Source organism: Streptomyces sp. NPDC127129, from assembly GCF_042671585.1.
Lineage (GTDB): Bacteria > Actinomycetota > Actinomycetes > Streptomycetales > Streptomycetaceae > Streptomyces.
Map to the genome: position 1 here is coordinate 49,603 of NZ_JBHXTV010000019.1, position 22,973 is coordinate 72,575.

General features: G+C 72.1%; 20 protein-coding genes. 15 read left to right on the forward strand and 5 right to left on the reverse strand.

Annotated elements, in window-relative coordinates; all coding sequences use genetic code 11:
* Nucleotides 1-64: 64 nt before the first annotated feature.
* Nucleotides 65-964, reverse strand: coding sequence for a LysR substrate-binding domain-containing protein (locus ACFVGW_RS30490; protein WP_385854198.1), 900 nt, complete (start codon nucleotides 962-964; stop codon nucleotides 65-67).
* 165 nt (nucleotides 965-1,129) lie between these two features.
* Between ACFVGW_RS30490 and ACFVGW_RS30495 the strand changes: the two genes are divergently transcribed.
* The 6 genes from ACFVGW_RS30495 to ACFVGW_RS30520 are packed head-to-tail and all read left to right on the forward strand — an operon-like array spanning nucleotide 1,130 to nucleotide 6,673.
* Nucleotides 1,130-2,314 carry a four-carbon acid sugar kinase family protein gene (locus ACFVGW_RS30495; RefSeq protein WP_385854199.1) on the forward strand — a complete coding sequence of 395 codons (1,185 nt, stop codon included), beginning with the start codon at nucleotides 1,130-1,132 and terminating at the stop codon, nucleotides 2,312-2,314.
* The gene (pdxA, locus tag ACFVGW_RS30500) at nucleotides 2,311-3,345 is read left to right on the forward strand and encodes a 4-hydroxythreonine-4-phosphate dehydrogenase PdxA (protein WP_385854200.1); all 1,035 of its coding nucleotides are present in this window, start codon (nucleotides 2,311-2,313) and stop codon (nucleotides 3,343-3,345) included. The genes ACFVGW_RS30495 and pdxA overlap by 4 nt, the downstream gene beginning before the upstream one ends.
* Nucleotides 3,317-4,000: a HisA/HisF-related TIM barrel protein gene (locus tag ACFVGW_RS30505; protein ID WP_385854201.1), complete on the forward strand. Its 684-nt coding sequence runs from the start codon at nucleotides 3,317-3,319 to the stop codon at nucleotides 3,998-4,000. The genes pdxA and ACFVGW_RS30505 overlap by 29 nt, the downstream gene beginning before the upstream one ends.
* 47 nt (nucleotides 4,001-4,047) lie before the next feature.
* Complete coding sequence (gene miaB / locus ACFVGW_RS30510; protein WP_385854202.1) at nucleotides 4,048-5,568, forward strand: tRNA (N6-isopentenyl adenosine(37)-C2)-methylthiotransferase MiaB; 1,521 nt, start codon at nucleotides 4,048-4,050, stop codon at nucleotides 5,566-5,568.
* Between the two features lie 36 nt (nucleotides 5,569-5,604).
* Nucleotides 5,605-5,937, forward strand: coding sequence for a hypothetical protein (locus tag ACFVGW_RS30515; RefSeq protein ID WP_385854203.1), 333 nt, complete (start codon nucleotides 5,605-5,607; stop codon nucleotides 5,935-5,937).
* Nucleotides 5,938-5,965: 28 nt separating this feature from the next.
* Entirely contained in the window at nucleotides 5,966-6,673 is a 708-nt protein-coding gene (locus tag ACFVGW_RS30520) for a class III extradiol dioxygenase subunit B-like domain-containing protein (RefSeq protein ID WP_385854204.1), read from the forward strand.
* A gap of 145 nt (nucleotides 6,674-6,818) precedes the next feature.
* Here the strand turns inward: ACFVGW_RS30520 and ACFVGW_RS30525 are convergent, their stop codons facing one another.
* Both ACFVGW_RS30525 and ACFVGW_RS30530 read right to left on the reverse strand, forming a co-directional pair.
* Nucleotides 6,819-7,118, reverse strand: coding sequence for an antitoxin (locus ACFVGW_RS30525; RefSeq protein WP_385854205.1), 300 nt, complete (start codon nucleotides 7,116-7,118; stop codon nucleotides 6,819-6,821).
* A 53-nt stretch (nucleotides 7,119-7,171) separates the two neighbouring features.
* A complete protein-coding gene (locus tag ACFVGW_RS30530; RefSeq protein ID WP_385854206.1) occupies nucleotides 7,172-7,408 on the reverse strand; it encodes a gliding motility protein in 237 nt (78 codons plus the stop codon).
* Nucleotides 7,409-7,668: 260 nt separating this feature from the next.
* Here ACFVGW_RS30530 and miaA point away from each other — a divergent pair, with 260 nt between their 5' ends.
* The 6 genes from miaA (at nucleotide 7,669) to hflX (ending at nucleotide 15,715) form a co-directional block, all read left to right on the forward strand.
* Nucleotides 7,669-8,607, forward strand: a complete 939-nt coding sequence (miaA, locus tag ACFVGW_RS30535) for a tRNA (adenosine(37)-N6)-dimethylallyltransferase MiaA (protein ID WP_385854207.1) — start codon at nucleotides 7,669-7,671, stop codon at nucleotides 8,605-8,607.
* 107 nt (nucleotides 8,608-8,714) lie between these two features.
* A complete protein-coding gene (locus ACFVGW_RS30540) occupies nucleotides 8,715-9,179 on the forward strand; it encodes a hypothetical protein (protein ID WP_383228591.1) in 465 nt (154 codons plus the stop codon).
* Nucleotides 9,180-9,243: 64 nt separating this feature from the next.
* Nucleotides 9,244-10,119, forward strand: a complete 876-nt coding sequence (dapF, locus tag ACFVGW_RS30545) for a diaminopimelate epimerase (RefSeq protein ID WP_385854208.1) — start codon at nucleotides 9,244-9,246, stop codon at nucleotides 10,117-10,119.
* Nucleotides 10,120-10,321: 202 nt separating this feature from the next.
* Nucleotides 10,322-12,460, forward strand: coding sequence for a RelA/SpoT family protein (locus tag ACFVGW_RS30550; protein ID WP_385854209.1), 2,139 nt, complete (start codon nucleotides 10,322-10,324; stop codon nucleotides 12,458-12,460).
* Nucleotides 12,461-12,598: 138 nt separating this feature from the next.
* Nucleotides 12,599-14,092 carry a M1 family metallopeptidase gene (locus ACFVGW_RS30555; RefSeq protein ID WP_385854210.1) on the forward strand — a complete coding sequence of 498 codons (1,494 nt, stop codon included), beginning with the start codon at nucleotides 12,599-12,601 and terminating at the stop codon, nucleotides 14,090-14,092.
* A 129-nt stretch (nucleotides 14,093-14,221) separates the two neighbouring features.
* The gene (gene hflX, locus ACFVGW_RS30560; protein ID WP_383228575.1) at nucleotides 14,222-15,715 is read left to right on the forward strand and encodes a GTPase HflX; all 1,494 of its coding nucleotides are present in this window, start codon (nucleotides 14,222-14,224) and stop codon (nucleotides 15,713-15,715) included.
* 84 nt (nucleotides 15,716-15,799) lie between these two features.
* On the opposite strand, the gene ACFVGW_RS30565 is transcribed toward hflX, so the two are convergent.
* On the reverse strand, nucleotides 15,800-16,963 hold the full coding sequence (locus ACFVGW_RS30565) for a trypsin-like serine peptidase (RefSeq protein WP_385854211.1): 1,164 nt from the start codon (nucleotides 16,961-16,963) through the stop codon (nucleotides 15,800-15,802).
* A 156-nt stretch (nucleotides 16,964-17,119) separates the two neighbouring features.
* On the reverse strand, nucleotides 17,120-18,295 hold the full coding sequence (locus ACFVGW_RS30570) for a trypsin-like serine peptidase (protein WP_385854212.1): 1,176 nt from the start codon (nucleotides 18,293-18,295) through the stop codon (nucleotides 17,120-17,122).
* Nucleotides 18,296-18,616: 321 nt separating this feature from the next.
* On the opposite strand from ACFVGW_RS30570, the gene ACFVGW_RS30575 reads away from it, so the two are divergent.
* The 3 genes from ACFVGW_RS30575 to ACFVGW_RS30585 all read left to right on the forward strand — a co-directional run bounded on the left by ACFVGW_RS30575 (nucleotide 18,617) and on the right by ACFVGW_RS30585 (nucleotide 22,961).
* Entirely contained in the window at nucleotides 18,617-20,101 is a 1,485-nt protein-coding gene (locus tag ACFVGW_RS30575; protein ID WP_385854213.1) for a diaminobutyrate--2-oxoglutarate transaminase family protein, read from the forward strand.
* A 41-nt stretch (nucleotides 20,102-20,142) separates the two neighbouring features.
* Complete coding sequence (locus ACFVGW_RS30580; RefSeq protein ID WP_385854214.1) at nucleotides 20,143-22,044, forward strand: IucA/IucC family protein; 1,902 nt, start codon at nucleotides 20,143-20,145, stop codon at nucleotides 22,042-22,044.
* A gap of 104 nt (nucleotides 22,045-22,148) precedes the next feature.
* Entirely contained in the window at nucleotides 22,149-22,961 is an 813-nt protein-coding gene (locus ACFVGW_RS30585; protein WP_385854215.1) for a GNAT family N-acetyltransferase, read from the forward strand.
* Nucleotides 22,962-22,973 lie beyond the last annotated feature (12 nt).

Consider the following 22,973-nt stretch of genomic DNA (forward strand, 5'->3'; position numbering starts at 1 on the left):
CGCCGTCCGCCGGCCGTCACGCGCGCGTGCTCGTGCCCGTGCCCGTCCGCACGGGGTCTCGTCGTCAGAGACCGGTCGCCTGGGCGCGCAGCCATGCGAGCAGCGCGGCGATGCGCTCGTCCCGCTCGGGTGGCTGCGGGCTGAGCAGCTGGTATCCCGTGCCGTCCTCGACCAGACCGAAGGGCGCCACCAGCTGGCCGCGCACGAGGTCGTCGTGGACGAGCGCGTACGGGCCGATGGCCATGCCGACGCCGGCGACGGCCGCCTGGAGCGCCAGGTAGAAGTGCTCGAAGGTCTGCTCGCCGTCGGGTTCGACGCGTCGACGCGTGAGGCGCTGCCAGTCGGCCCAGGCTCCCGGGCGTGTGCTCGCGTGCAGGATCGTCACCCCCGTGACCCCCGCCGCCGCCGCGACGCCGTGCCCGTCGCGGAGCCGCTCGGCCAGGTCCGGGCTGCAGACCGGACCGATCCGCTCCAGGAAGAGGGGGGAGCGGCACACGTCCGCCGGTACGGGAAAGTCGTCGCGCCGGAGAGCGACGTCGACGGGGTCCCGGTCGAACGAGACGGGTCCGCCGCCCGCCGACAGATGCACCGTGAGGCCCGGCACCTGGCTCGCGAGGTCCGGCAGCCGGGGAATGAGCCAGCGCATCAGGAGCGTCGGCTCGCAGGACAGCGCGAGCGGACCCCCGCGCTCACGTCGTGCCACCTCGCGGGACGCGGTGTCGACCTGGTCGAGCGCGTCACGTACGGCTGCCGCGAGGCGGCGGGCCTGAGGGGTCGGCCGCAGGGAACGGGTCCCACGCTCGAAGAGCGTGACACCCAGGGACTTCTCCAGGTTCTGGATCTGACGGCTGACCGCGCCGTGGGTCACGTGGAGCTCCTCGGCGGCCCGGGTCATGCTCGCGTGCCGCACCGTCGCCTCGAAGGGGAGCAGCGAGTTCAACGGGGGAAGGTCCGGCCAGCGCATGTGTGAAATCTACTCACAGGTGGAGTGAGAAGGAATCGCTTGTCCAGCGGCTTTCCGGGCGCCAGGGTTGACGTCAGTGGCGATCACGTCACGCCGGCGAGGGGCCGTGCGGGGGAGTGGCCGTCGCACCGGGCGACAGCGGCACGACTCGAAGGAGGACGAGGCATGAGGCGGGAACCCCCGGCAGACCCCGTGACGAGCATCGCGGTCCTCGCGGACGACCTCACGAGCGCCGGCGACGGCGCGGCGCCGTTCCGCGGGACGGGGCATCGGGCTCACGTGCTGTTGCCGCGAGAGGGCGTGCTCGGCGCGGCTCGTGAGGGAGTCGTCGCCGTCGACCTCGGCAGCCGCACGCTCGACGAGGCGACGGCCGTGGCCGTGACCTGGCGGGCCGCGGGCGCGTTCGCGGGTGCCGACCTGCTGATCAAGACCGTCGACTCCACGCTCCGGGGCCATCTGGCGGCCGAGACCCGCGCCGCCCACTCCGGATCGGGCCGCCAAGCCGTCGTCGTCGCACCGGCGTTCCCCGCCGAAGGCCGGACGACGGTCGGGGGAGTCCAGTACGTGCAGGGCATTCCGGTGCACGCGACGGAATTCGCGCACGACCCGACGCACCCGGTCCGCACCGCGGACCTGAGCCTCCTGCTGCCCGAAGCGGAACTGATCGAACCGGAGCAGTTCGGGAAGCTGCCGGAGCTGATCGACGCGGGTGGAGTGTTGGTCTGCTCGGCGGCCACCGACGCCGACCTCGGCCTTCTGGTCTCCTCCGTGCCCCGACCGCACGACGTCCTCTGGGTCGGCTCCCCGGGCCTCGCCACGGCGCTGGCCGCCCGCCACTCCCGTACCCCCTCGGTCCCCGCGGTCGAACTCCCCGCATCCCGGCGCCCGTTGGTGGTGGTCGGCAGCGCGCACCCGGCCTCCCGCCGCCAGCTGGACCGGTTGCGTACGCGCGGAGACGTGGGCGTGGCCGATGCCGGCGACGACCCGGCCGTGGCCGTCGAGGCCCTGCGTCGATCCGCCGCGCCCGTGCTCGCCGTCCACACCCCCGACGCCCGCCGTGCGGACTCCGAAGCGCTGACGGGCCACCTCGCCGCCGTCGTGGGCGCCTCGGTGGCGGAAGGGCTGGTCGACGGACTCGTGCTGACCGGCGGAGAGACAGCGGCGACCGTTCTGGAAGCCCTCGGTGCCGCCGGCATCGACCTGGTCGACGAACCGGAACCGGGGGTGGCGCGGGGCGTACTGCCCGGCCCGCCCCGCATCCCCGTCCTCATCAAGGCGGGAGGATTCGGCGACGACGGCACGCTCGACCGCCTCCGCCGCCTCCTCGTGAAAGGGGGGCCGGTCTCATGACGCGACCCATCGCCCTCACCATGGGCGACCCCTGCGGCATCGGTCCCGAGATCACCGTCAAGGCGTACGCCGACCCCCGGCGCCGCCCTCCGGTCGTCGTCATCGGCGACCCGGACACCCTCGCCCGGGCCTGCCGCGTCACCGGCACCGGGCTGACCCCGCGTCCGATCTCCACCGTCGCGGAAGCGGTCCACCGCCCCGGGGTCATGGACGTGCTCCCCGTAGGGGCGCTCCCCGCGGACCTGCCGCTCGGCACGGTGGACGCCCGCGCCGGAGCCGCCTCGTTCCACTACGTACGCCGAGGCGTCGAGCTCGCCCTCCAGGGCGAGATCCGGGCGCTGACCACCGCACCGATCAACAAGGAGGCGCTCGGGCTGGCGGGGCTGCCCTACCCGGGCCACACCGAGATCCTCGCCGAGCTCTCGGGCACCCGCGACTACGCCATGATGATGGCCAACGACGAGCTGCGGGTCGTCCTGGTCACCGTCCACCAGTCACTGCGCACGGCACTCGACTCCCTCACCACCGCCCGTGAGCTGGAGATCATCCGGCTCACCCACCGCACGCTCCTGTCCAGCCGCGGGAAGGACGAGCGCCCCCGTATCGCCGTCGCCGCCCTCAACCCCCACGCCGGCGAGAACGGGCTCTTCGGCCGCGAGGACCTCGACATCATCGAACCGGCCGTGCGGGCCGCTCGCCGGGAGGGCATCGACGCCAGCGGCCCCTGGCCCGCCGACACGGTCTTCATGCGCGCCCGCGCGGGCGAGTTCGACGTGGTCGTGGCGCAGTACCACGACCAGGGGCTCATACCGGTCAAGTACCTGGGCCTGGAGCACGGCGTCAACATCACCATCGGCCTGCCCTTCGTGCGGACCAGCGTCGACCACGGCACGGCCTTCGACCTCGCCGGTCGGGGCACCGCCGACCACACCAGCCTGCTCACCGCCCTGCACCACGCGGACGAGCTGGCCCCACCACCCGCATCCGAGCCGGAGGACACCCGTGGACTTCATCTTCATGCTCACCCGTGAGGACAGGACCGTCACCGACTGCCTCGACGTCCTCGACACCGTCCGGGGCCTCGGCATCGGCCACCTCGGCTTCAAGGACGTCGGGGTCGACGCGGCCACCCTCGACCGGCTCCACCGGCAGATCAAGGACACCGGGGCCACCAGCTACCTCGAGGTGGTCAGCACCACCCGCGACGAGGCCCTCACCTCGGTCCGGCACGCCATCGACCTCGGCGTCGACCGGCTCATGGGCGGCACCTGGATCGAGGAGACGCTGACCCTCCTCGCCGGCACCACCATCGAGTACCTCCCCTTCGCGGGTGAACCGGTGGGCCACCCCACCCTCCTCGCGGGTGGCCCCGAGCGGGTCGCCCAGGACTGCCGCCGGGCCGAGGCCGCCGGCTGCGCGGGCGTCGACCTCCTCGCCTACCGGGCGACCAAAGCGGACCCGCTCGACCTCGTCCGCGCCGCCCGGGCGGCCACCACCGGGCGCCTGGTCGTGGCCGGCGGCATCACCGGCAGGGAGCGCATACGAGCCCTGGCAGCCGCCGGAGCCGACGCCTTCACCATCGGCTCGGCCGCCTTCGACGGCTCCCTGCGCCCCGACGCGGGCACCCTCGCCGCCCAGCTCACGGAGGCCCTCGACGCCGCCGGGAGCGTCGCCGTGCCGTCGTAGGGGCAGCGAGGGCCGGGGCAATCCCCGGCACCGCATACCCTTGTTCCATGACCAGCAGCGACCGGAGCCAGGCAGTGGACGTCCAGCGAACCTACGAAGTGCGCACCTACGGGTGCCAGATGAACGTCCACGACTCCGAGCGGCTCTCCGGTCTGCTGGAAGACGCCGGCTACGTCCGCGCCCCCGAGGGCTCGGACGGCGACGCCGACGTCGTCGTCTTCAACACCTGCGCGGTCCGTGAGAACGCCGACAACAAGCTCTACGGCAACCTCGGCCGCCTCGCCCCCAGGAAGACCACGCGCCCGGGCATGCAGATCGCCGTCGGCGGCTGTCTCGCCCAGAAGGACCGCGACACCATCGTCAAGAAGGCCCCCTGGGTCGACGTCGTCTTCGGCACGCACAACATCGGCAAGCTGCCGGTCCTCCTGGAGCGCGCCCGCATCCAGGAAGAGGCTCAGATCGAGATCGCGGAGTCGCTGGAGGCCTTCCCCTCCACGCTGCCGACCCGCCGTGAGTCCGCGTACGCCGCCTGGGTCTCGATCTCCGTCGGCTGCAACAACACCTGCACCTTCTGCATCGTCCCGGCGCTGCGCGGCAAGGAGGAGGACCGCCGTCCCGGCGACATCCTCGCCGAGATCGAGGCCCTGGTGGCCGAGGGCGTCTCGGAGATCACCCTCCTCGGCCAGAACGTCAATGCGTACGGGTCCGACCTGGGCGACCGCGAGGCCTTCTCCAAGCTGCTGCGCGCCTGCGGCGAGATCGAGGGCCTGGAGCGGGTCCGCTTCACCTCGCCGCACCCCCGCGACTTCACGGACGACGTCATCGCCGCGATGGCCGAGACCCCGAACGTGATGCCGCAGCTCCACATGCCGCTGCAGTCCGGTTCGGACACGGTCCTCAGGGCCATGCGCCGCTCCTACCGGCAGGAGCGTTTCCTCGGCATCATCGAGAAGGTGCGCGCCGCCATCCCGCACGCCGCCATCTCCACCGACATCATCGTGGGCTTCCCCGGCGAGACCGAGGAGGACTTCGAGCAGACGATGCACACGGTCCGCGAGGCCCGCTTCGCCAACGCCTTCACCTTCCAGTACTCCAAGCGGCCGGGGACGCCCGCGGCCGAGATGGACGGGCAGATCCCGAAGGAGGTCGTGCAGGCGCGCTACGAGCGCCTCGTCGCGCTCCAGGAGGAGATCTCCTGGGAGGAGAACAAGAAGCAGGTCGGCCGGACGCTGGAGGTCATGGTCGCCGAGGGCGAGGGCCGCAAGGACGGCACCACCCACCGCCTCTCCGGCCGCGCCCCCGACAACCGGCTCGTCCACTTCACGAAGCCGGACGAGGAGGTCCGCCCGGGTGACGTGGTGACCGTCGAGATCACCTACGCCGCCCCGCACCACCTCCTCGCCGAGGGCCCGACGACCGCCGTCCGCCGCACCCGCGCCGGCGACGCCTGGGAGAAGCGCACCACCGAGGCCGCCGCGAAGCCCGCGGGCGTCCTGCTCGGACTTCCGAAGATCGGTGTGCCGGAGCCGCTGCCCGCGGCCGCGGCACCCGCCTGCGGAAGCCACTGACACCGACAGACGACATATCCACGACGGGGGGCCGTGATGGGAAAGTGGGTCATCGTCGCGCAGCGCGGCAGCAACGGGGACACGTACCGCAGCGAGGTGGTGCGGAGAGTCACCGGGTCGCGGGAGGACGCGCGGGAGGCGATGCGCGCCGCCTCGCTCACCTTCTACCAGCCGTGGAAGGAGAAGTCGCGTGAGGTGTACCGGTATCCCAGCGGTGACGGCTGTCTGCTGATCGTCAGAGGGCTGATGTCGGAGACGCTGATCACGCTGACCATCGCCGAACTCGTCCACGATTCGGCCGACAGCGACACCGCAGTCGACCCCGAGCCGCCGACGCCGGAACCGCAGGACAGCGTCCCGCCTCTGTGACGGAGGCCGCCGCAGTAGGCTGCGGATCATGCTTGTCGCCGCAGCCGTCTGTCCCTGCCCTCCCCTGCTCGTGCCCGACGTGGCCGCCGGGGCCGCCGGTGAGCTCGATGGAGCCCGGACGGCCTGCGCGGACGCCCTCGGGCTGCTCGCCGCGTCCCGGCCCGACCGGCTCTACGTCGTCGGTCCCGCCGACGAGGGGGCCCGCGGAACCTTCCCCGCCGGTTCGACCGGCAGCTTCGCGGGCTTCGGAGTCGACCTCTCCGTACGGCTCGGGGCCGGGCCCGCGGCGGAGCGTCCGCTGCCCGTCTCCCTCGCCGTCGCCGCGTGGCTGCTGCAGCGCGCCGACTGGGCCGACGCGCCCGTCGAAGGTCTGGGCGTCGGGGAGCCGCTCGAGGCCGAGCGCTGCGCCTCGACCGGCCGTCAGCTGGCCGCCGCGGCCGACCGCGTGGCGCTGCTCGTGATGGGGGACGGCAGCGCCTGCCGGACCCTCAAGGCGCCCGGCTACCTGGACGAGCGCGCCGCCGCCTTCGACGCCGCGGCCGCGAACGCCCTGGGCACGGCGGACGTGGACGCTCTCCTCGCCCTGGACGAGAACCTGGCGTACGAGCTGAAGGCGGCCGGCCGGGCCCCCTGGCAGGTCCTCGCGGGCGCCGCCGAGGGCGCCGACCTCGACGGCAGGCTGCTGTACGAGGACGCTCCGTACGGCGTCGGCTATTTCGTCGCGGCCTGGTCGTAGGTCATGGTGCTGCCGTGCTCGCCGCGGCGGCGCAGAACGGCGGACGGCCGCGGAGCATCGTGCTCCGCGGCCGTCCGCCGTGCGGGAGGGACCGTCGGGTGACGCCGGCCGTGGGAGCCGGGCGCTGACGCCAGACGTGGAGTCGTCAGGCGGCCGGCGGGGTGGTGGGCGGCGTCGGCGGGGTGGGGCCCTGGCCGTCGCCCGGAACCGTGCCCGGACCGGTGGTGCCGCCGTCGTCCTTGTGGGCGATCCGCCCCAGGGCGTCCTTGGCCTTGCCCGTGCCCGATTCGATCTTGGTGCTGTACTTGCCCTTGGTCTTCTCGTCGACCACCTTCGCGGCCCGCTCCAGGCCGTGGTCGATCTTGGCCTCATGCTGCTGCGCGAGGTCCGAGACCTTGTCCTTCGCCGGGGCGAGCTTGGCCTTGAGTGAATCCAGGAGACCCATGGGTCACCTTCCCTCCGGTGAGTGCGTCTGCCAGGCCCTGTCGCCAGGTGCCTCTACTTCCGGGCGCCTTCTCCGGCCTCGTTGTCCGCGGCCTCCTCCGCCGACTGCTGCTTCGGAATCTCCACGGCCTCGACGACCTCGGCGACCTCCGTCACGGCTTCCCCGTCGCCCGCCTCCGACACGTCGGCGGACGGGGCGGTCGAGCCCGCCTCGGCACCGTCCTTCGTCCCGGCCCCGGTGGCCTCGTCGCTCGGCGCTCCGGCCTCCGCCTCCTCCGGCGTGTCCGTCACGACGACAGCCTGGGCCTCCTCCGTCGACGCCTCGGCAGCTTCCTTGCCCTTCCGCCGAAACATTGCAAAAACGCCCATTTCCACTCCATAGCGTACTCGTGTGGGAAAAGCCCCGCGGCGCCCGGGGCGCCCTGTTGCGCCACCCGGTGCAGCCGGTACGGAAACCGGCGGTCGGAACCTCGCAACTGGCAACGAACCCGGTTGCGGGCCGTCACGTCGCTCGTTCGGGGACCGGTCGGGAGGTTTGCGAGACTGTGACGGTGAGAAGTGCAGCTCCCGCCCCGCGGGTCATCGCCGTCGTCGGCCCCACAGCGGCCGGAAAGTCCGATCTGGGCGTATTCCTCGCCCAGCAACTGGGCGGCGAGGTCGTCAACGCCGACTCGATGCAGCTCTATCGGGGGATGGACATCGGTACCGCCAAGCTGACGCTCGAAGAGCGCGGCGGCATCCCGCACCACCTCCTCGACATCTGGGACGTGACGGTGGCCGCCAGCGTCGCCGAGTACCAGCGCCTCGCGCGCGCCGAGATCGACCGGCTGCTCGCCCAGGACCGCACCCCCGTCCTGGTCGGCGGCTCCGGACTGTACGTACGCGGCGCCATCGACGCGCTCGAATTCCCCGGCACCGATCCGGCCCTCCGTGCCCGCCTGGAGGCCGAGCTGGAGGAGCGGGGCTCCGGCGTCCTGCACGCCCGCCTCGCCGAGGCCGACCCCGAGGCCGCCCGCGCGATCCTGCCCAGCAACGGCCGCCGCATCGTCCGGGCCCTGGAGGTCATCGAGATCACCGGCAAGCGCTTCACGGCCAACCTGCCCGGCCCGGACTCGGTATACGACACGGTCCAGATCGGCGTCGACGTGGCCCGCCCCGAGCTCGACGCCCGCATCACCACGCGCGTGGACCGGATGTGGGAGGACGGACTCGTGGACGAGGTGCGCACCCTGGAGGCGCAGGGACTGCGGGAGGGGCGTACGGCCGCCCGCGCGCTCGGGTACCAGCAGGTGCTCGCGGCGCTCGCGGGGGAGTGCACGGAGGACGAGGCGCGCGCGGAGACCGTACGCGCCACCAAGCGCTTCGCCCGCCGCCAGGACTCGTGGTTCCGGCGCGACCCGCGGGTCCACTGGCTGAGCGGAGCTGCGGAGGACCGCGGGGAACTCCCGCGAGAGGCGCTGACGTTGGTCGAACGAGCGGTCACAGCCTGATCACGTGATGGCATCGGGACGCCATGCCCGTCATTCCAGGGCTCTCTGGCGTGCCATCATCGAGCATCGATCGACCAAGTGGAGTCCGAGTGGGAGGGCGCGTGGCGATGGAGGCCGGCCCTCGCGACAGAGAACAGCACGAAGCGGTCACGGACGAAGCTCCGGGTGACGCGCCCGGTTTGAGCCCGGACGGTCCGGACGACGCCGAAGGCACGTCCGTCGAGGTCGACCCCGACGAGGTCGAGGTCGAGCTCCGGCCGCAACGGCGTCTCCGGATCTGGCAGCTCGCGCCCATCGTGGGCCTCGCCGCCCTCGGCTCGCTGATGTTCGCCTTCCCCCTCGCCTTCGGCTCCGGCGACGGCGGTGCCGTCGTCGCCATGCTCGGTCTGCTGATCAGCTCCTGCGCGGCCGGCTGGGGAATGATGGCCGCCCGCAGGGTCGGCTCCGCCTGGCCGGGGCTCCCCGCCCGCGGCTCCGGCGAGCGGCCGAACTGGCGCGTGATCGCCCTGTACGTGTTCTTCAGCGCGCTTCTGGTGGCCCTGGCCGTCTGGCGCGTCGCCCGCCTCCGCTGAGGCCACCTCGCCCGAGGGGTGGATCTTCGGGCGGCTGTCCGACCCGACCCGTACAGTTGATCCCGTGACCAGCACACAGACCTCAGCCATCGCGTTCCTCAAGGGCCACGGGACCGAGAACGACTTCGTGATCATCCCGGACGCCGGCAACGCCATCGACCTTCCGGCCGCCGCCGTCGCGCGGATCTGCGACCGCCGGGCCGGAATCGGCGGCGACGGTGTGCTGCGCGTGGTCCGCAGCGCGGCCCACCCCGAGGCCCGTGCCATGGCCGACGAGGCCGAGTGGTTCATGGACTACCGCAACGCGGACGGCTCGGTCGCCGAGATGTGCGGCAACGGCGTCCGGGTCTTCGCCCGCTATCTGGAGCACGCCGGGCACGTCACGGCCGGCGAGGTCGCCATCGCCACCCGCAGCGGGGTCAAGCGCACCCACCTGGACAAGGACGGCTCCGTCACCGTCTCCATGGGTCGCGCCCGGCTCCCCGAGGAAGGCGTCACCGTCACGGTCGACGGCCGCAGCTGGCCCGCCCGCAACGTGAACATGGGCAATCCGCACGCCGTGGCGTTCGTCGAGTCCCTCGACCACGCGGGCAACCTGTTCACCGAGCCCCCGTACGCGCCGGCCGAGGTCTTCCCCGACGGGGTGAACATCGAGTTCGTCGCCGACCGGGGCACGCGCCACGTGGCCATGCGCGTCCACGAGCGCGGTGCCGCCGAGACCCGCTCCTGCGGCACGGGCGCCTGCGCCGTCGCCGTGGCCGCCGCCCGCCGGGACGGCGTCGACCCCGCTGTGAGCGGCGAGCCCGTCGCGTACACCGTGGACGTCCTGGGCGGGACGCTGACCATCACCGAGCACCCCGACGGCGAGGTGGAGATGACCGGTCCGGCCGTCATCGTCGCCGAAGGCACGATCGACCCGGCCTGGCTCGCCGACCACTGAGCCTCGACATCGGTAAGCACCAAACGCACCCGACGGACACATTCGAAACAGTCAACGACTGATCCTTCGCTCGAATGGGTGATCCGTTTCACGCTGAGCGAGAGCGGCACTGCGCCACGTGGTGGGGTCGGTAGCATCAAGCACCGGCCCCGCGGGCACGCCTTGCCCGTCCACCGCCGGTCGACGTCGCCGGAGGTGCCCCATGAGTGCAGAGGCCACCAACCCTGTGAGCGCAGCGGAGGCCGTGGGTCCCGACGCTCCCAGCCGCAGCCGCGGCCGCGCGGCGCGCGCGAGGCTCGACCTCCGCCGGCTGGGCCGTGCGGCCCTGGTCGGTGCCACCACCAGGGGCCGGCTCCCGGACGCCATCGGTCATGTGGCGGAGGCCCATCGGGCCCACCACCCCGACGCCGACCTGGCCGTGCTGCGCCGCGCGTACGTCCTGGCCGAGTCCTCGCACCGCGGACAGTTCCGCAAGAGCGGTGAGCCGTACATCACCCATCCGCTCGCGGTCACCCTGATCCTCGCCGAACTGGGTGCGGAGACCACGACGTTGACCGCCGCGCTGCTCCACGACACGGTGGAGGACACGGAGGTGACACTCGATCAGGTACGGGAGCAGTTCGGCGCCGAGGTCGCCTATCTCGTCGACGGCGTCACCAAACTGGAGAAGGTCGACTACGGCGCCGCCGCCGAACCCGAGACCTTCCGCAAGATGCTCGTCGCCACCGGCAACGACGTCCGCGTCATGTCGATCAAACTCGCCGACCGGCTCCACAACATGCGCACCCTCGGCGTGATGCGCCCCGAGAAGCAGGTCCGGATCGCCAAGGTGACCCGTGACGTCCTGATCCCGCTCGCCGAACGGCTCGGCGTCCAGGCGCTGAAGACCGAGCTGGAGGACCTCGTCTTCGCCATCCTCCACCCCGAGGAGTACGAGAACACCCGCGCGCTCATCGCCGGGAACACCGGCGCCGGCGACGCCCTCGCCACCATCGCCGACAGCGTCGCCGCGGCCCTGCGCGAGGCGGACATCGGCGCCGAAGTCCTCGTCCGACCGCGGCACTTCGTCTCCGTGCACCGCGTCCGCCTCAAGCGCGGCGAGCTGAGGGGAAGCGACTTCGGACGGCTCCTCGTGCTGGTTACCGAGGACGCCGACTGTTACGCCGTCCTCGGCGAACTCCACACCTGTTTCACCCCGGTGATCTCCGAGTTCAAGGACTTCATCGCGGCCCCCAAGTTCAACCTGTACCAGTCGCTGCACACCGCCGTCGCCGCCCCCGACGGGGCCGTCGCCGAAGTCCTCATCCGTACGCACCAGATGCACAAGGTCGCCGAGGCCGGCGTCGTCGCGCTGGGCAATCCGTACACACCCCCGGCGGGCGGTGACGGCACCGAACCCGCCGACGACGGCGAGCGCGCCGACCCCACCCGGCCCGGCTGGCTCTCCCGGCTCCTCGACTGGCAGCAGTCCACCCCCGACCCCGACACCTTCTGGACCTCGCTGCGCGCCGACCTCGCCGAGGACCAGGAGATCACCGTCTTCCGCGCCGACGGCGGCACACTCGGCCTGCCCGCCGGGGCGAGCTGCGTCGACGCCGCGTACGCCCAGCACGGAGCCGCCGCCCACGGCTGCCTGGGAGCGCGCGTCAACGGCAGCCTGGCGACGCTCAGCACGGTCCTGAACGACGGCGACACCGTCCAGCTGCTCCTCACCCAGGACACCGGCTCGGGGCCGTCCCCCGAGTGGCTCGAGCACGCCCGTACACCCGCCGCGCGGATCGCGATCACCGCCTGGCTCCAGGCCCACCCGGAAGCCGTCCGGGCGCCCGAGGCCGACCCGAGGCCACCGGTCTCCGTCACGGCCGACCGGCGCTCGGGCGCCAAGCTCCACGCCGACCTTCCCGGCGCGCCGGCCGGCGCCGTACGCCCGGCGGGCTGCTGCACCCCCGTACCCCCCGACGCGATCACCGGCTTCCAGGTGCGGGGCGGCTCCGTCACCGTGCACCGCATCGGCTGCGCCTCCGTCGGCTCGATGAGACGCCTGGGCCGGGCCCCCGTCACCGTCCGCTGGGGCGACACCGCCGAGTGCCGCGTCACGCTCGTCGCCGAGGCCTTCGGCAGACCCCGTCTCCTCGCGGACCTCACCGAGGCCATCGCCGGCGAGGGCGTCGCCGTCGTCTCGGCGACCGTCGAGCCCCCGAGCGAACAGCGCGTCCGGCACACGTACACCCTGCAACTCCCGGACGCGGCCGGACTGCCCGCCCTGATGAGGGCCATGCGTGACGTCGGGGGTGTGTACGACGTGAGCCGCGCCCGCCACCCCGCCACGCACGACGAGTGACGTCGGCGCGAGGGGGACAGGCCCCTTCGGTGCGGAGTGACATCGAGACAGGGTGATGTCGGCACGGGGGTGACCCCTTCGGGTGGCGGGTGAGCGCGCCGTCCGGGGGAGCGGTGGCGGCACTGGTAGCCGTAGCCCATGCCGCTCACACCCCGAAACCCCTCCCCACGCGCGCGGTGGACGCGCGCCGCCGTCCTCGTCGCCGCATCGGCCGGGCTCGTCGCCGCCGCCCTCCCCGCGCCGACGCCGCTCGGCATCGGAGACCCGCTCTTCCCCCACCTCGGCAACCCCGGCTACGACGTCCTCTCGTACGACATCTCCCTCACGTATCCGGGGAAGAACACCGAACCGCTCGCCGGGGTGACCCGGATCGAGGCCCTGGCCACGGACGACCTGGAGCGCATCAACCTGGACTTCACGCACGGGACGGTCGAGTCCGTCACCGTCGACGGGGCGCCTGCGACCTTCCAGTCCAGCGGCGAGGACCTGGTGATCACCCCCGTCACGGCGACGGAGAGCGGCGACGAGATGACCATCGCCGTCACCCACACCAGCGACCCCACCGGCCCCGCCGACGCCGGCGGCTGGATCCGCACCGGCGACGGCCTCGCCATGGCCAACCAGGCCGACGCCGCCCACCGGGTCTTCCCCTCCAACGACCACCCCGCCGACAAGGCCTTCTTCACCTTCCGGATCACCGCACCGAGCACGCTCACGGCCGTCGCCAACGGCCTTCCGGCGGGCCGGACCACCGACGGTTCCCACACGACCTGGACGTACCGCACGGCCCACCCCATGGCCACCGAACTCGCGCAGGTCTCCATCGGCCGCACGACCGTCGTCCACCGGGCGGGCCCGCACGAACTGCCGCTGCGGGACGTCGTCCGCACGGCCGACCGGGACCTCCTGGAGCCCTGGCTCAAGCGCACCCCCGCCCACATGGAGTGGATGGAGAGCCAGGTCGGCCGCTACCCCTTCGAGACCTACGGACTGCTCGTCGCCGACGCGGCCACCGGCTTCGAGCTGGAGACCCAGACCCTCTCCCTCTTCGAGCGAAGGCTCTTCACCGAGCCCGGGTTCCCGGAGTGGTACGTCGACTCGATCATGGTCCACGAGCTGGCCCACCAGTGGTTCGGCAACAGCGTCTCGCCCCGCACCTGGTCCGACCTCTGGCTCAACGAGGGGCACGCCAGCTGGTACGAGGCGCTGTACGCCGAGGAGACCGCCGGGCAGTCCATGGAACGGCGCATGAAGGCCGCCTACGCCGCCTCCGACGCCTGGCGCGCGGACGGCGGACCGCCCGCCGCACCCGCGCCGCCCACGCCCGGCCAGAAGATCAGCCTCTTCCGGCCCGTCGTGTACGACGGGAGCGCCCTCGTCCTCTACGCCCTGCGCGAGGAGATCGGTAGCGAGGCCTTCCAGGATCTGGAGCGTCGCTGGGTGAGCGAGCACCAGGACGCCACGGCCACCACCGCCGACTTCACCGCGCTGGCCTCCGAGGTCGCCGGTCGTGACCTCACGTCCTTCTTCGCCGGCTGGCTGTACGCAGAGAAGACCCCGCCGATGCCCGGCCACCCGGACTGGCGCTCGCGCTCGGCGGGCGAGGCACGCGGCGCGGCGAAGGCCGGGTGAAACCCGGATGACGGGCCCGGGCCGACCGTGTCACCATCGTCAGGTCGACGACGCGGCCGGCCCGGGAATCTTTCCGTGCCGTCACACGTTGTGATCGACGCAACGACTTTCCATCGACGTAAGGATCAAATGACCTCCTCTTCATCCCCTTCCCAGGACGAGCAGAGCTTCGCGGACACGAACCGCACCGAGAGCCTTCGGGCCGATGCCCTGATGGAAGAGGACGTCGCCTGGAGCCACGAGATCGACGGAGAGCGGGACGGCGATCAGTTCGACCGCTCCGAGCGCGCGGCCCTGCGGCGCGTGGCGGGCCTCTCCACCGAGCTCGAGGACGTCACCGAGGTCGAGTACCGGCAGCTGCGCCTGGAGCGCGTGGTGCTGGTCGGCGTATGGACCTCGGGGACCGTGCAGGACGCGGAGAACTCCCTCGCAGAGCTCGCGGCCCTCGCCGAGACGGCGGGTGCCCTGGTGCTCGACGGCGTGATCCAGCGCCGTGACAAGCCGGACCCGGCGACCTTCATCGGCTCCGGCAAGGCCCGTGAGCTGCGGGACATCGTGCTGGAGTCCGGCGCCGACACCGTCGTCTGTGACGGCGAACTCAGCCCCGGCCAGCTCATCGCCCTCGAAGACGTCGTCAAGGTGAAGGTGGTCGACCGGACCGCACTGATCCTCGACATCTTCGCCCAGCACGCCAAGTCCCGAGAGGGCAAGGCGCAGGTCGCGCTCGCGCAGATGCAGTACATGCTGCCGCGACTGCGAGGCTGGGGTCAGTCGCTCTCCCGTCAGATGGGTGGCGGCGGCGGTGGCGGCATGGCCACCCGTGGTCCCGGTGAGACCAAGATCGAGACCGACCGTCGTCGGATCCGCGAGAAGATGGCGAAGATGCGCCGGGAGATCGCGGAGATGAAGACCGGCCGTGACATCAAGCGGCAGGAACGCCGCCGTCACAAGGTGCCCTCGGTCGCCATCGCCGGCTACACCAACGCAGGCAAGTCCTCCCTGCTCAACCGGCTGACCGGCGCGGGTGTGCTGGTGGAGAACGCGCTGTTCGCCACCCTCGACCCGACCGTGCGCCGGGCCGAGACACCGAGCGGCCGGGTGTACACCCTGGCCGACACCGTCGGGTTCGTACGGCACCTGCCGCACCACCTCGTCGAGGCGTTCCGCTCCACGATGGAGGAGGTCGGGGACTCCGACCTGATCCTGCACGTGGTGGACGGCTCGCACCCGGCTCCGGAGGAGCAGCTCGCGGCCGTACGCGAGGTGTTCCGCGACGTCGGCGCGGTGAACGTGCCGGAGGTCGTGGTCGTCAACAAGGCGGACGCGGCCGACCCCCTCGTCCTGCAGCGGCTGCTGCGGGTCGAGCGGCACGCGATCGCGGTCTCCGCCCGCACGGGCGAGGGCATCGAGGAGCTGCTCGCGCTCATCGACGCCGAACTGCCGCGGCCGCAGGTCGAGATCGAGGCACTCGTGCCGTACACGGAAGGCGGGCTCGTCTCCCGGGTGCACGCCGAGGGCGAGCTGCTCTCCGAGGAGCACACGCCCGAGGGCACGCTGCTCAAGGCGCGGGTGCACGAGGAGCTGGCGGCGTTCCTGACGCCGTACGTTCCGGCCGCTCACTGACCGGTTCGGTTCGCTCACGCGACAGACGGAAGGCCCCGCCCCCGACGAGGGGGCGGGGCCTTCCGCACGGTGTACGCCGTGAGGTCAGCGGGCGAACTTCTTGCTCACCATCTCGTGCGCGTTCTTGGCACCCCGGCCGAGCTGAGGGCCCGCCAGCCAGCCGTTTCGGCCGGCCGGGCCGATCGAGGTGTTCGACACCAGCGCGGTCGTCCCGTTCGGCAGCGCACGGAACCAGCCGCCGCCGGACGAACCACCGGTCATGGTGCAGCCGATGCGGTACATGGTCGGTGTGGCCGGTGCGGTGGTGTACCGCGTCGCCCGGTCCAGGCACTTGTGCATGATCAGACCGTTGTACGGCGGCGCGGCGGGGTAGCCCCAGGCGCCCATCGTTCCGGCCTGCGCCGCGGTCGGCGCCGAGAAGTCGACCGGCAGCGCGGCGCCGACGGTCTCCTCCAGGGACTTCCTGCCCTGGGCCGGCTTCACGTGCAGCACGGCGTAGTCGTACGGCCAGGCGGCGTTCGTCCCACCACGCTGGATCCATTCGCCGGAGGTCACCGCCCAGTCGGCCCAGTACTGGCCGTAGGGCGCCTCCTCGTGCGGCTTCGCGTTGCGCAGCGCGGACGGCGACTTGCCGAGGTCGTTGTAGGCCGGGACGAAGGTGATGTTGCGGTACCAGCCGCCCCGCTGGCCCGCGTGGACGCAGTGGCCCGCGGTCCACACCATGTTGGACTTCCCGGGCCGGCGCGGGTCCTTCACGATCGTGCCCGAGCAGACCATGTGGCCCTGGGGCGAGTCGAAGAAGATCTTGCCGACGGGTGCCGCGTTGCGGTGGTACGGAGTCTTCTCCCGCTGGGCCTGGACGGGCCGTGGCGTGGGGTCGCTGCCCGCGGAGCCGGCCGCCGTGGTCACCGTCGGGTCCGGGCTCTTGGCGGTCTGCATCCGCTGGGAGTCCCAGAGCCCCTCGATCACCGGGTTGACGAAGTCCTCGGCCTCACGGAGCCACGTCTCCTTGTTCCAGTTCTTCCACTCGCCGTTCTTCCACTTGTCCGGGTCGACGCCGTGCTTCTTCAGCTTGTCGGCGAGATCCTGCGGAAGCGCGGCGGCGTCGCCGCCTTCGGTGGCGGGGGCGCTCGTCTCCGCCGCGGGCTTGTCGGCCGCCGGTGTCTCGGTCGGGCCGCAGGCGGTGGCGGTCAGCGCGAGCGCCGATGCCAGCGCGGCGAACGTCGGTATGAGTCGTGCGGAACGCATGAGTGTGAGATTCCCCCAGTTGATGTTTCCCGCGTCCGGGCGATGCCGTGGACCGGATGCCGGTCGCGTTGCCATGGACGCGTCACTTGCGGTGCAGAGTATGCCCGTAGGCAGGGGCGGAACCCCGCAGGGTCCCGCCCCTCGGACACCGGCTGTCTAGCGGCCGGCGTACTTCTTGCTGACCTCGTCGTAGATGCCCTTTGCCTCGGCGCCCAGGCGCGGGCCGGCCAGCCAGCCTGCCGTCACCGGGCCGATCGAGGTGTTGGACACCAGAGCCGGCTGACCGTCCTTGCCCGCGGCCACCCAGCCGCCGCCGGACGACCCACCGGTCATGGTGCAGCCGATGCGGTACATCGTCGGCTGATCGGCCTTCACCGAGAGACGGCCCGGCTTGTCCTTGCACTGGTACATCTTCTGGCCGTCGAACGGCGGGCCCGCCGGGTAGCCGGTCGCCTGCATGTTCGCGATCTTCGACACCGCGGGAGCGTTGAACTCCACCGGAAGCGCCGAACCGACCGTCTCCTCCAGCGACTTGCCCGTAGCGCCCTTCTCCGGCGTCACATGGATCACCGCGAAGTCGTACGGAGCACCCTGACCACCGGTCGCCGCACCCTCGGAGATCCACTGCTCGGAGGTCTGCGCCCAGTCGCCCCACCACACGCCGTACGGCGCGACCTGCTCGCGGGTCGCGTTCTCCAGCTGCGCGGTCGGCAGGGCCTTGTCGTTGTACGAGGGCACGAAGGCGATGTTGCGGTACCAGCCGCCCTTCTTGCCGGCGTGCACGCAGTGGCCCGCCGTCCAGACCATGTTGGACTTGCCGGGGTTGGCCGGGTCCTTCACGACGGTGGCCGAGCAGACCATCGACCCCTCGGGGCCGTCGAAGAACACCTTGCCCGCCTCGGGGGCGTTGGAGTGGTACGCCGCCGGGACACCCTTCGCCCTGACCGGCGCGGGGGTCGGGTCGGTCACGCCCGCGTCACCCGAGATGTCCTCCTCCTCGACCGGCTTGTCGGGCCGCTGCGCGTCCCGCATCCGGTCCGGGTCCCAGAGGTCCTCGATGATCGGGTTGACGTAGTCCTTCGCCTCACGCAGCCACTTGTCGCGGTCCCAGTTCTTCCACTCGCCGTTCCTCCACTTGTCCAGATCGATCCCGTGCTCCTTGAGCCGGTCCTTGAGGTCGTCCGGAATCGTGATCTTGTCGCCGGTGGACGGGCTCGCGGGAGCGCTGGGCTTGTCGCCCGCGTTCTCCTCGGTCGGGCCGCAGGCCGTCGCCGTCAGCGTCAACGCCGCGACGGCGGCTGCCGCGGCCAGCAGCGGACGAATCGATCGCATCTCGTGATCCCCCTGGGACTACGTCAACTTGTGCATGAGTGAACAGTGGTGGCGCCGTGACCGGCGCCGAAGTGCGGCCCCCACTATGCCGGTGCCGGAGGGGACGGTACCGGGCAGGTCCACGGTTCCGGGCCTCGTGCGGTCGTTGCCGGGCCGTGATCCGCACCACGCCAAGGATCTTGAGATTTGACCGTGATCCTTGGCAGTTCCCGTCGTTGGTACGTACGGGGGACACAGAGGAGGCGTTCAGGGCTGCCCTTCGCCGGGCGGAGCAACGTACCGATGTGCAACGCAACTGTTACAGCGGGAGGACACCGAGCCGTGGCCGTGACCGAACCAGCTCCGGCCGTACCGCCGGCCGCGCAGGCGCACCAGGGAGGACGGAGGACCGGAGAGGCGGGCGCTCTCGAAGGCATCCTGCGCCGCCAGTCGTTGCGCGAATCGGCGGCGCGCACCTACGCGCGCTCGCTGCCGATCGTTCCCGTGCGGGCCAGAGGACTCACGATCGAGGGCGCCGACGGCCGGCGCTATCTGGACTGCCTCTCCGGCGCCGGGACCCTGGCGCTCGGGCACAACCACCCGGTGGTCCTCGAAGCCATCAAGAAGGTGCTCGACTCCGGGGCCCCGCTGCATGTCCTCGACCTCGCCACCCCGGTCAAGGACGCCTTCACCACCGAGCTGTTCGCCACGCTGCCTGCCGGACTCGCCGACGACGCGCGCATCCAGTTCTGCGGACCGGCCGGTACGGACGCGGTCGAGGCCGCCCTCAAACTCGTCCGCACGGCCACCGGCCGCAGCGGGCTGCTGAGTTTCACCGGTGCCTACCACGGCATGACGGCCGGGGCCCTGGACGCCTCGGGGGGAGCGACGGACGTACGGGTCGCCCGGCTGCCCTACCCGCAGAACTACCGCTGCCCCTTCGGCGTCGGCGGCGATCGCGGCGCCGAGCTGGCCGCGCGCTGGACCGAGAACCTCATCGACGATCCCAAGAGCGGGGTCACGCATCCGGCCGCGATGATCCTCGAACCGGTGCAGGGGGAGGGCGGTGTCATCCCTGCCCCCGACGACTGGATGCGTCGCATGCGGGAGATCACCGCAGCCCGGTCCATCCCGCTCATCGCCGACGAGGTCCAGACGGGCGTCGGGCGCACCGGTGCCTTCTGGGCCGTCGAACACAGCGGCATCGTCCCCGACGTCATGGTCCTCTCCAAGGCCATCGGCGGTTCCCTCCCACTCGCGGTCATCGTCTACCGGGCGGAACTCGACGCCTGGGAGCCCGGCGCACACGCGGGCACGTTCCGCGGAAACCAGCTCGCCATGGCCGCCGGCACCGCCACCCTCGCGTACGTACGGGAGAACCGGCTCGCCGACCGAGCCGCCACCCTGGGCGCCCGGATGCTCGGCCGCCTCCAGGGCCTCGCCGCCGCCCACCCCTGCATCGGCGACGTACGGGGCCGGGGGCTCATGATCGGCGTCGAGCTCGTGGACCCGGACAGCCCTGGCGACGACGCCGGCGCCCCTCCGGTCGACCAGGCACTCGCCGTGGCCGTCCAGCAGGAGTGCCTGCACCGAGGTCTCATCGTCGAACTCGGCGGCCGTCATTCGGGTGTCGTCCGCCTCCTGCCCCCGCTCACCCTCACCGACGAGCAGGCCGAGGCCGTCCTCGACCGCTTCGCCGACGCTCTGGCCGCCGCCGAACGCGCTCACCGCCCGCGCCCGCACACCGCCCACCTCGGGAACGCCACAGGAACCACCGGAACCACCGGAACCACCGGCCGGGCCGCACCGACCGGGCCGTCCCACTGACCCGGACCGATCCCGGACACCCTCACAAGGAAGCCCCCTCCGTGAACGCCAGCCACGCCTCCGAAGCGTCCGACACCGGCAGCGCCGCCCGCGGCCCGCTCACCGTCGAGCAGAGCCCCGTCGAGCAGGCCACCGTCCCGCGCCAGCACTCCGGCCCGTACGACCCCCAGCCCTCGACCTCGGCCACGGTCGCGGGTGGCGCCGACCTCCGCCACGACCCGCTCGACGACCCTCTCGACGACCCGGACCCGCTGCGCGCCGCCGACGCGGCGACCATCGAGAACCTGCTGCGCTGCTGGGTGCGGGAGAACAACCTGCCCGCCCCGGGCTCCAGCACCCTTCGCATCCCTCTCGAAGCCAGCGGCACCGCCCTCCTCGTTCCCGTCCTCTACTGGTCGCCCACCGGATGGCACCGCTTCGGCCCGCCCGCCCTGGAGGGGCTGCAGCCCACCGCCCCCCGCGCCGACGCCGTCACCGTCGCCGCACTGATCAGCCGAGAGACCGGCCGTCCGGAAGGCACCGAACTCGTCGGCCGCGTCGCCGACTCGGCCCGCCGCACCGCCGACTTCATCACCGACCGTCGGCGCCGCCCGACCCCCGGCCCCGAAGCCGACCTCTTCCTCACCGCCGAGCAGTCCCTGCTGCTCGGCCACCCGCTCCACCCCACCTCCAAGAGTCGCGAAGGACTCTCCGACGCCGAGGCCCGGCTCTACTCACCCGAGCTCTACGGCTCCTTCCCGCTGCACTGGATGGCCGTGGACCACTCGGTCCTCAGTTCCGACTCCGCCTGGACCGAACAGGGCCGCTCCGTCACCGCCGCCCAGCTCGCCACCGGCCTCGCCGACGGACTCGACCTGCCCCCGGGCACCGTTCCGTTGCCCCTGCACCCCTGGCAGGCGCGCGAACTGGCGCACCGTCCCGCCGTCGCCTCCCTCCTCGCCTCCGGCCTTCTCCACGACCTCGGCCCCTCGGGAGCCTCCTGGCACCCCACCTCCTCCGTCCGCACCGTGCACCGGCCCGGCGCCCGGACCATGCTCAAGCTCTCCCTCGGCGTACGCATCACCAACTCCCGCCGGGAGAACCTCCGTAAGGAACTCCACCGCGGCGTCGAGGTCCACCGGCTCCTGCGCACCGGCCTCGTCGACCAGTGGCAGGCCGCCCACCCGGGCTTCGACATCGTCCGCGACCCCGCCTGGCTCGCGGTCGACACCCCGGACGGCGAACCCGTCCCCGGGCTCGACGTGATGATCCGGCACAACCCCTTCGCCGCCGGGGACGACGCCGTCTGCATCGCCGCCCTCACCGCCCCGCGACCCTGGCCCGGCGCCACGCGGATGCGCTCCCGCCTCGCCGACATCGTGACCCGCCTGGCAGCCCGCACAGGCCGGCCCACGACGGCCGTCGCAGCCGAGTGGTTCCTGCGCTACCTCGACCAGGTCATCCGCCCCGTCCTCTGGCTCGACGGCGTGGCAGGCGTCGCCCTGGAGGCCCACCAGCAGAACACGCTGGTGCTCCTCGACCTCGACGGCTGGCCCATCGGCGGCCGCTACCGCGACAATCAGGGCTACTACTTCCGCGAGTCACGCCGCGACGAGCTGGAGAGCCGTCTTCCCGGGATCGGGGTGGTCAGCGACACCTTCGTCTCCGACCAGGTCACCGACGAGCGCTTCGCCTACTACCTCGGCATCAACAACGTCCTGGGACTCATCGGGGCCTTCGGCGCCCAGCACCTCGCCGACGAACGCGTCCTGCTCGCCGCGTTCCGCCAGTTCCTCACCTCCGCCACCGGCCTCGGCTCCCCGCTGCCGCACCGGCTTCTGGAGGCCGCGACGCTGCGCTGCAAGGCCAACCTCCTCACCCGGCTGCACGGCCTCGACGAGCTCGTCGGTCCCGTCGACACCCAGTCCGTCTACGTCGCCATCACCAACCCCCTTCGTTCCTGAGAGCCACCCGAGAACCACACCCGAGAACCACACCCGACCGGGCGGCCGAGGGCCGCCGACCGAAACCACCACTCGACCGAACCCGCCGAGAGGAGACCACCACCGTGCCTCCCACCGATGCGCGTCCCGGCACCGACGCGAGCCCGGACACCGGCCTCGGCGTCGAGGCGGACACCAGCAGCCGCCCCGATGCCGACACGAGTCCCGATGCCGACGCGAGCTGTGTCGCAGCAGCCGGCTCACTGCCCGTGCCCGGCACGGGCAGTGAGGACACTCTGGACCTGCACCTCTCGGACGAACTGATCTCCCTCATCGCGGCCGGCGAGGGCACGGCGACCACCCGTGGCGACCTCCTCGACGCGGTCGCCACCTGGGGTTCCGCCACCACCCCCGTCGGTACCTTCCGCCTCGTACCCGTGCGACTGGAGCGCGACCTGCCCCTCATCACGCGGTGGATGAACGACCCGGCCGTCGCGGCCTTCTGGGAACTCTCCGGACCCGAGGCCGTCACGGCCACCCACATCGGCGCGCAACTCGACGGTGACGGCCGCAGCGTGCCCTGCCTCGGAGTCCTCGACTCCACGCCGATGAGTTACTTCGAGATCTACCGCGCCGACCTCGACCCACTCGCCCGGCACTATCCCGCCCGTCCGCACGACACCGGTATCCACCTCCTCCTCGGCGGCGTCGCCGACCGAGGCCGAGGTGTCGGCACCGCGCTCCTCCGCGCCGCGGCCGATCTCGTGCTCGACCACCGTCCGCACAGCACGCGTGTCATCGCCGAACCCGACCTGCGCAACACCCCCTCCGTCGCAGCCTTCCTGAGGGCCGGTTTCCGCTTCTCCGCGGAAGTCGACCTTCCCGACAAGCGAGCCGCCCTCATGGTCCGCGACCGGGCCCTTCGTCACGTCCTGTGAACGCCTCCCTGC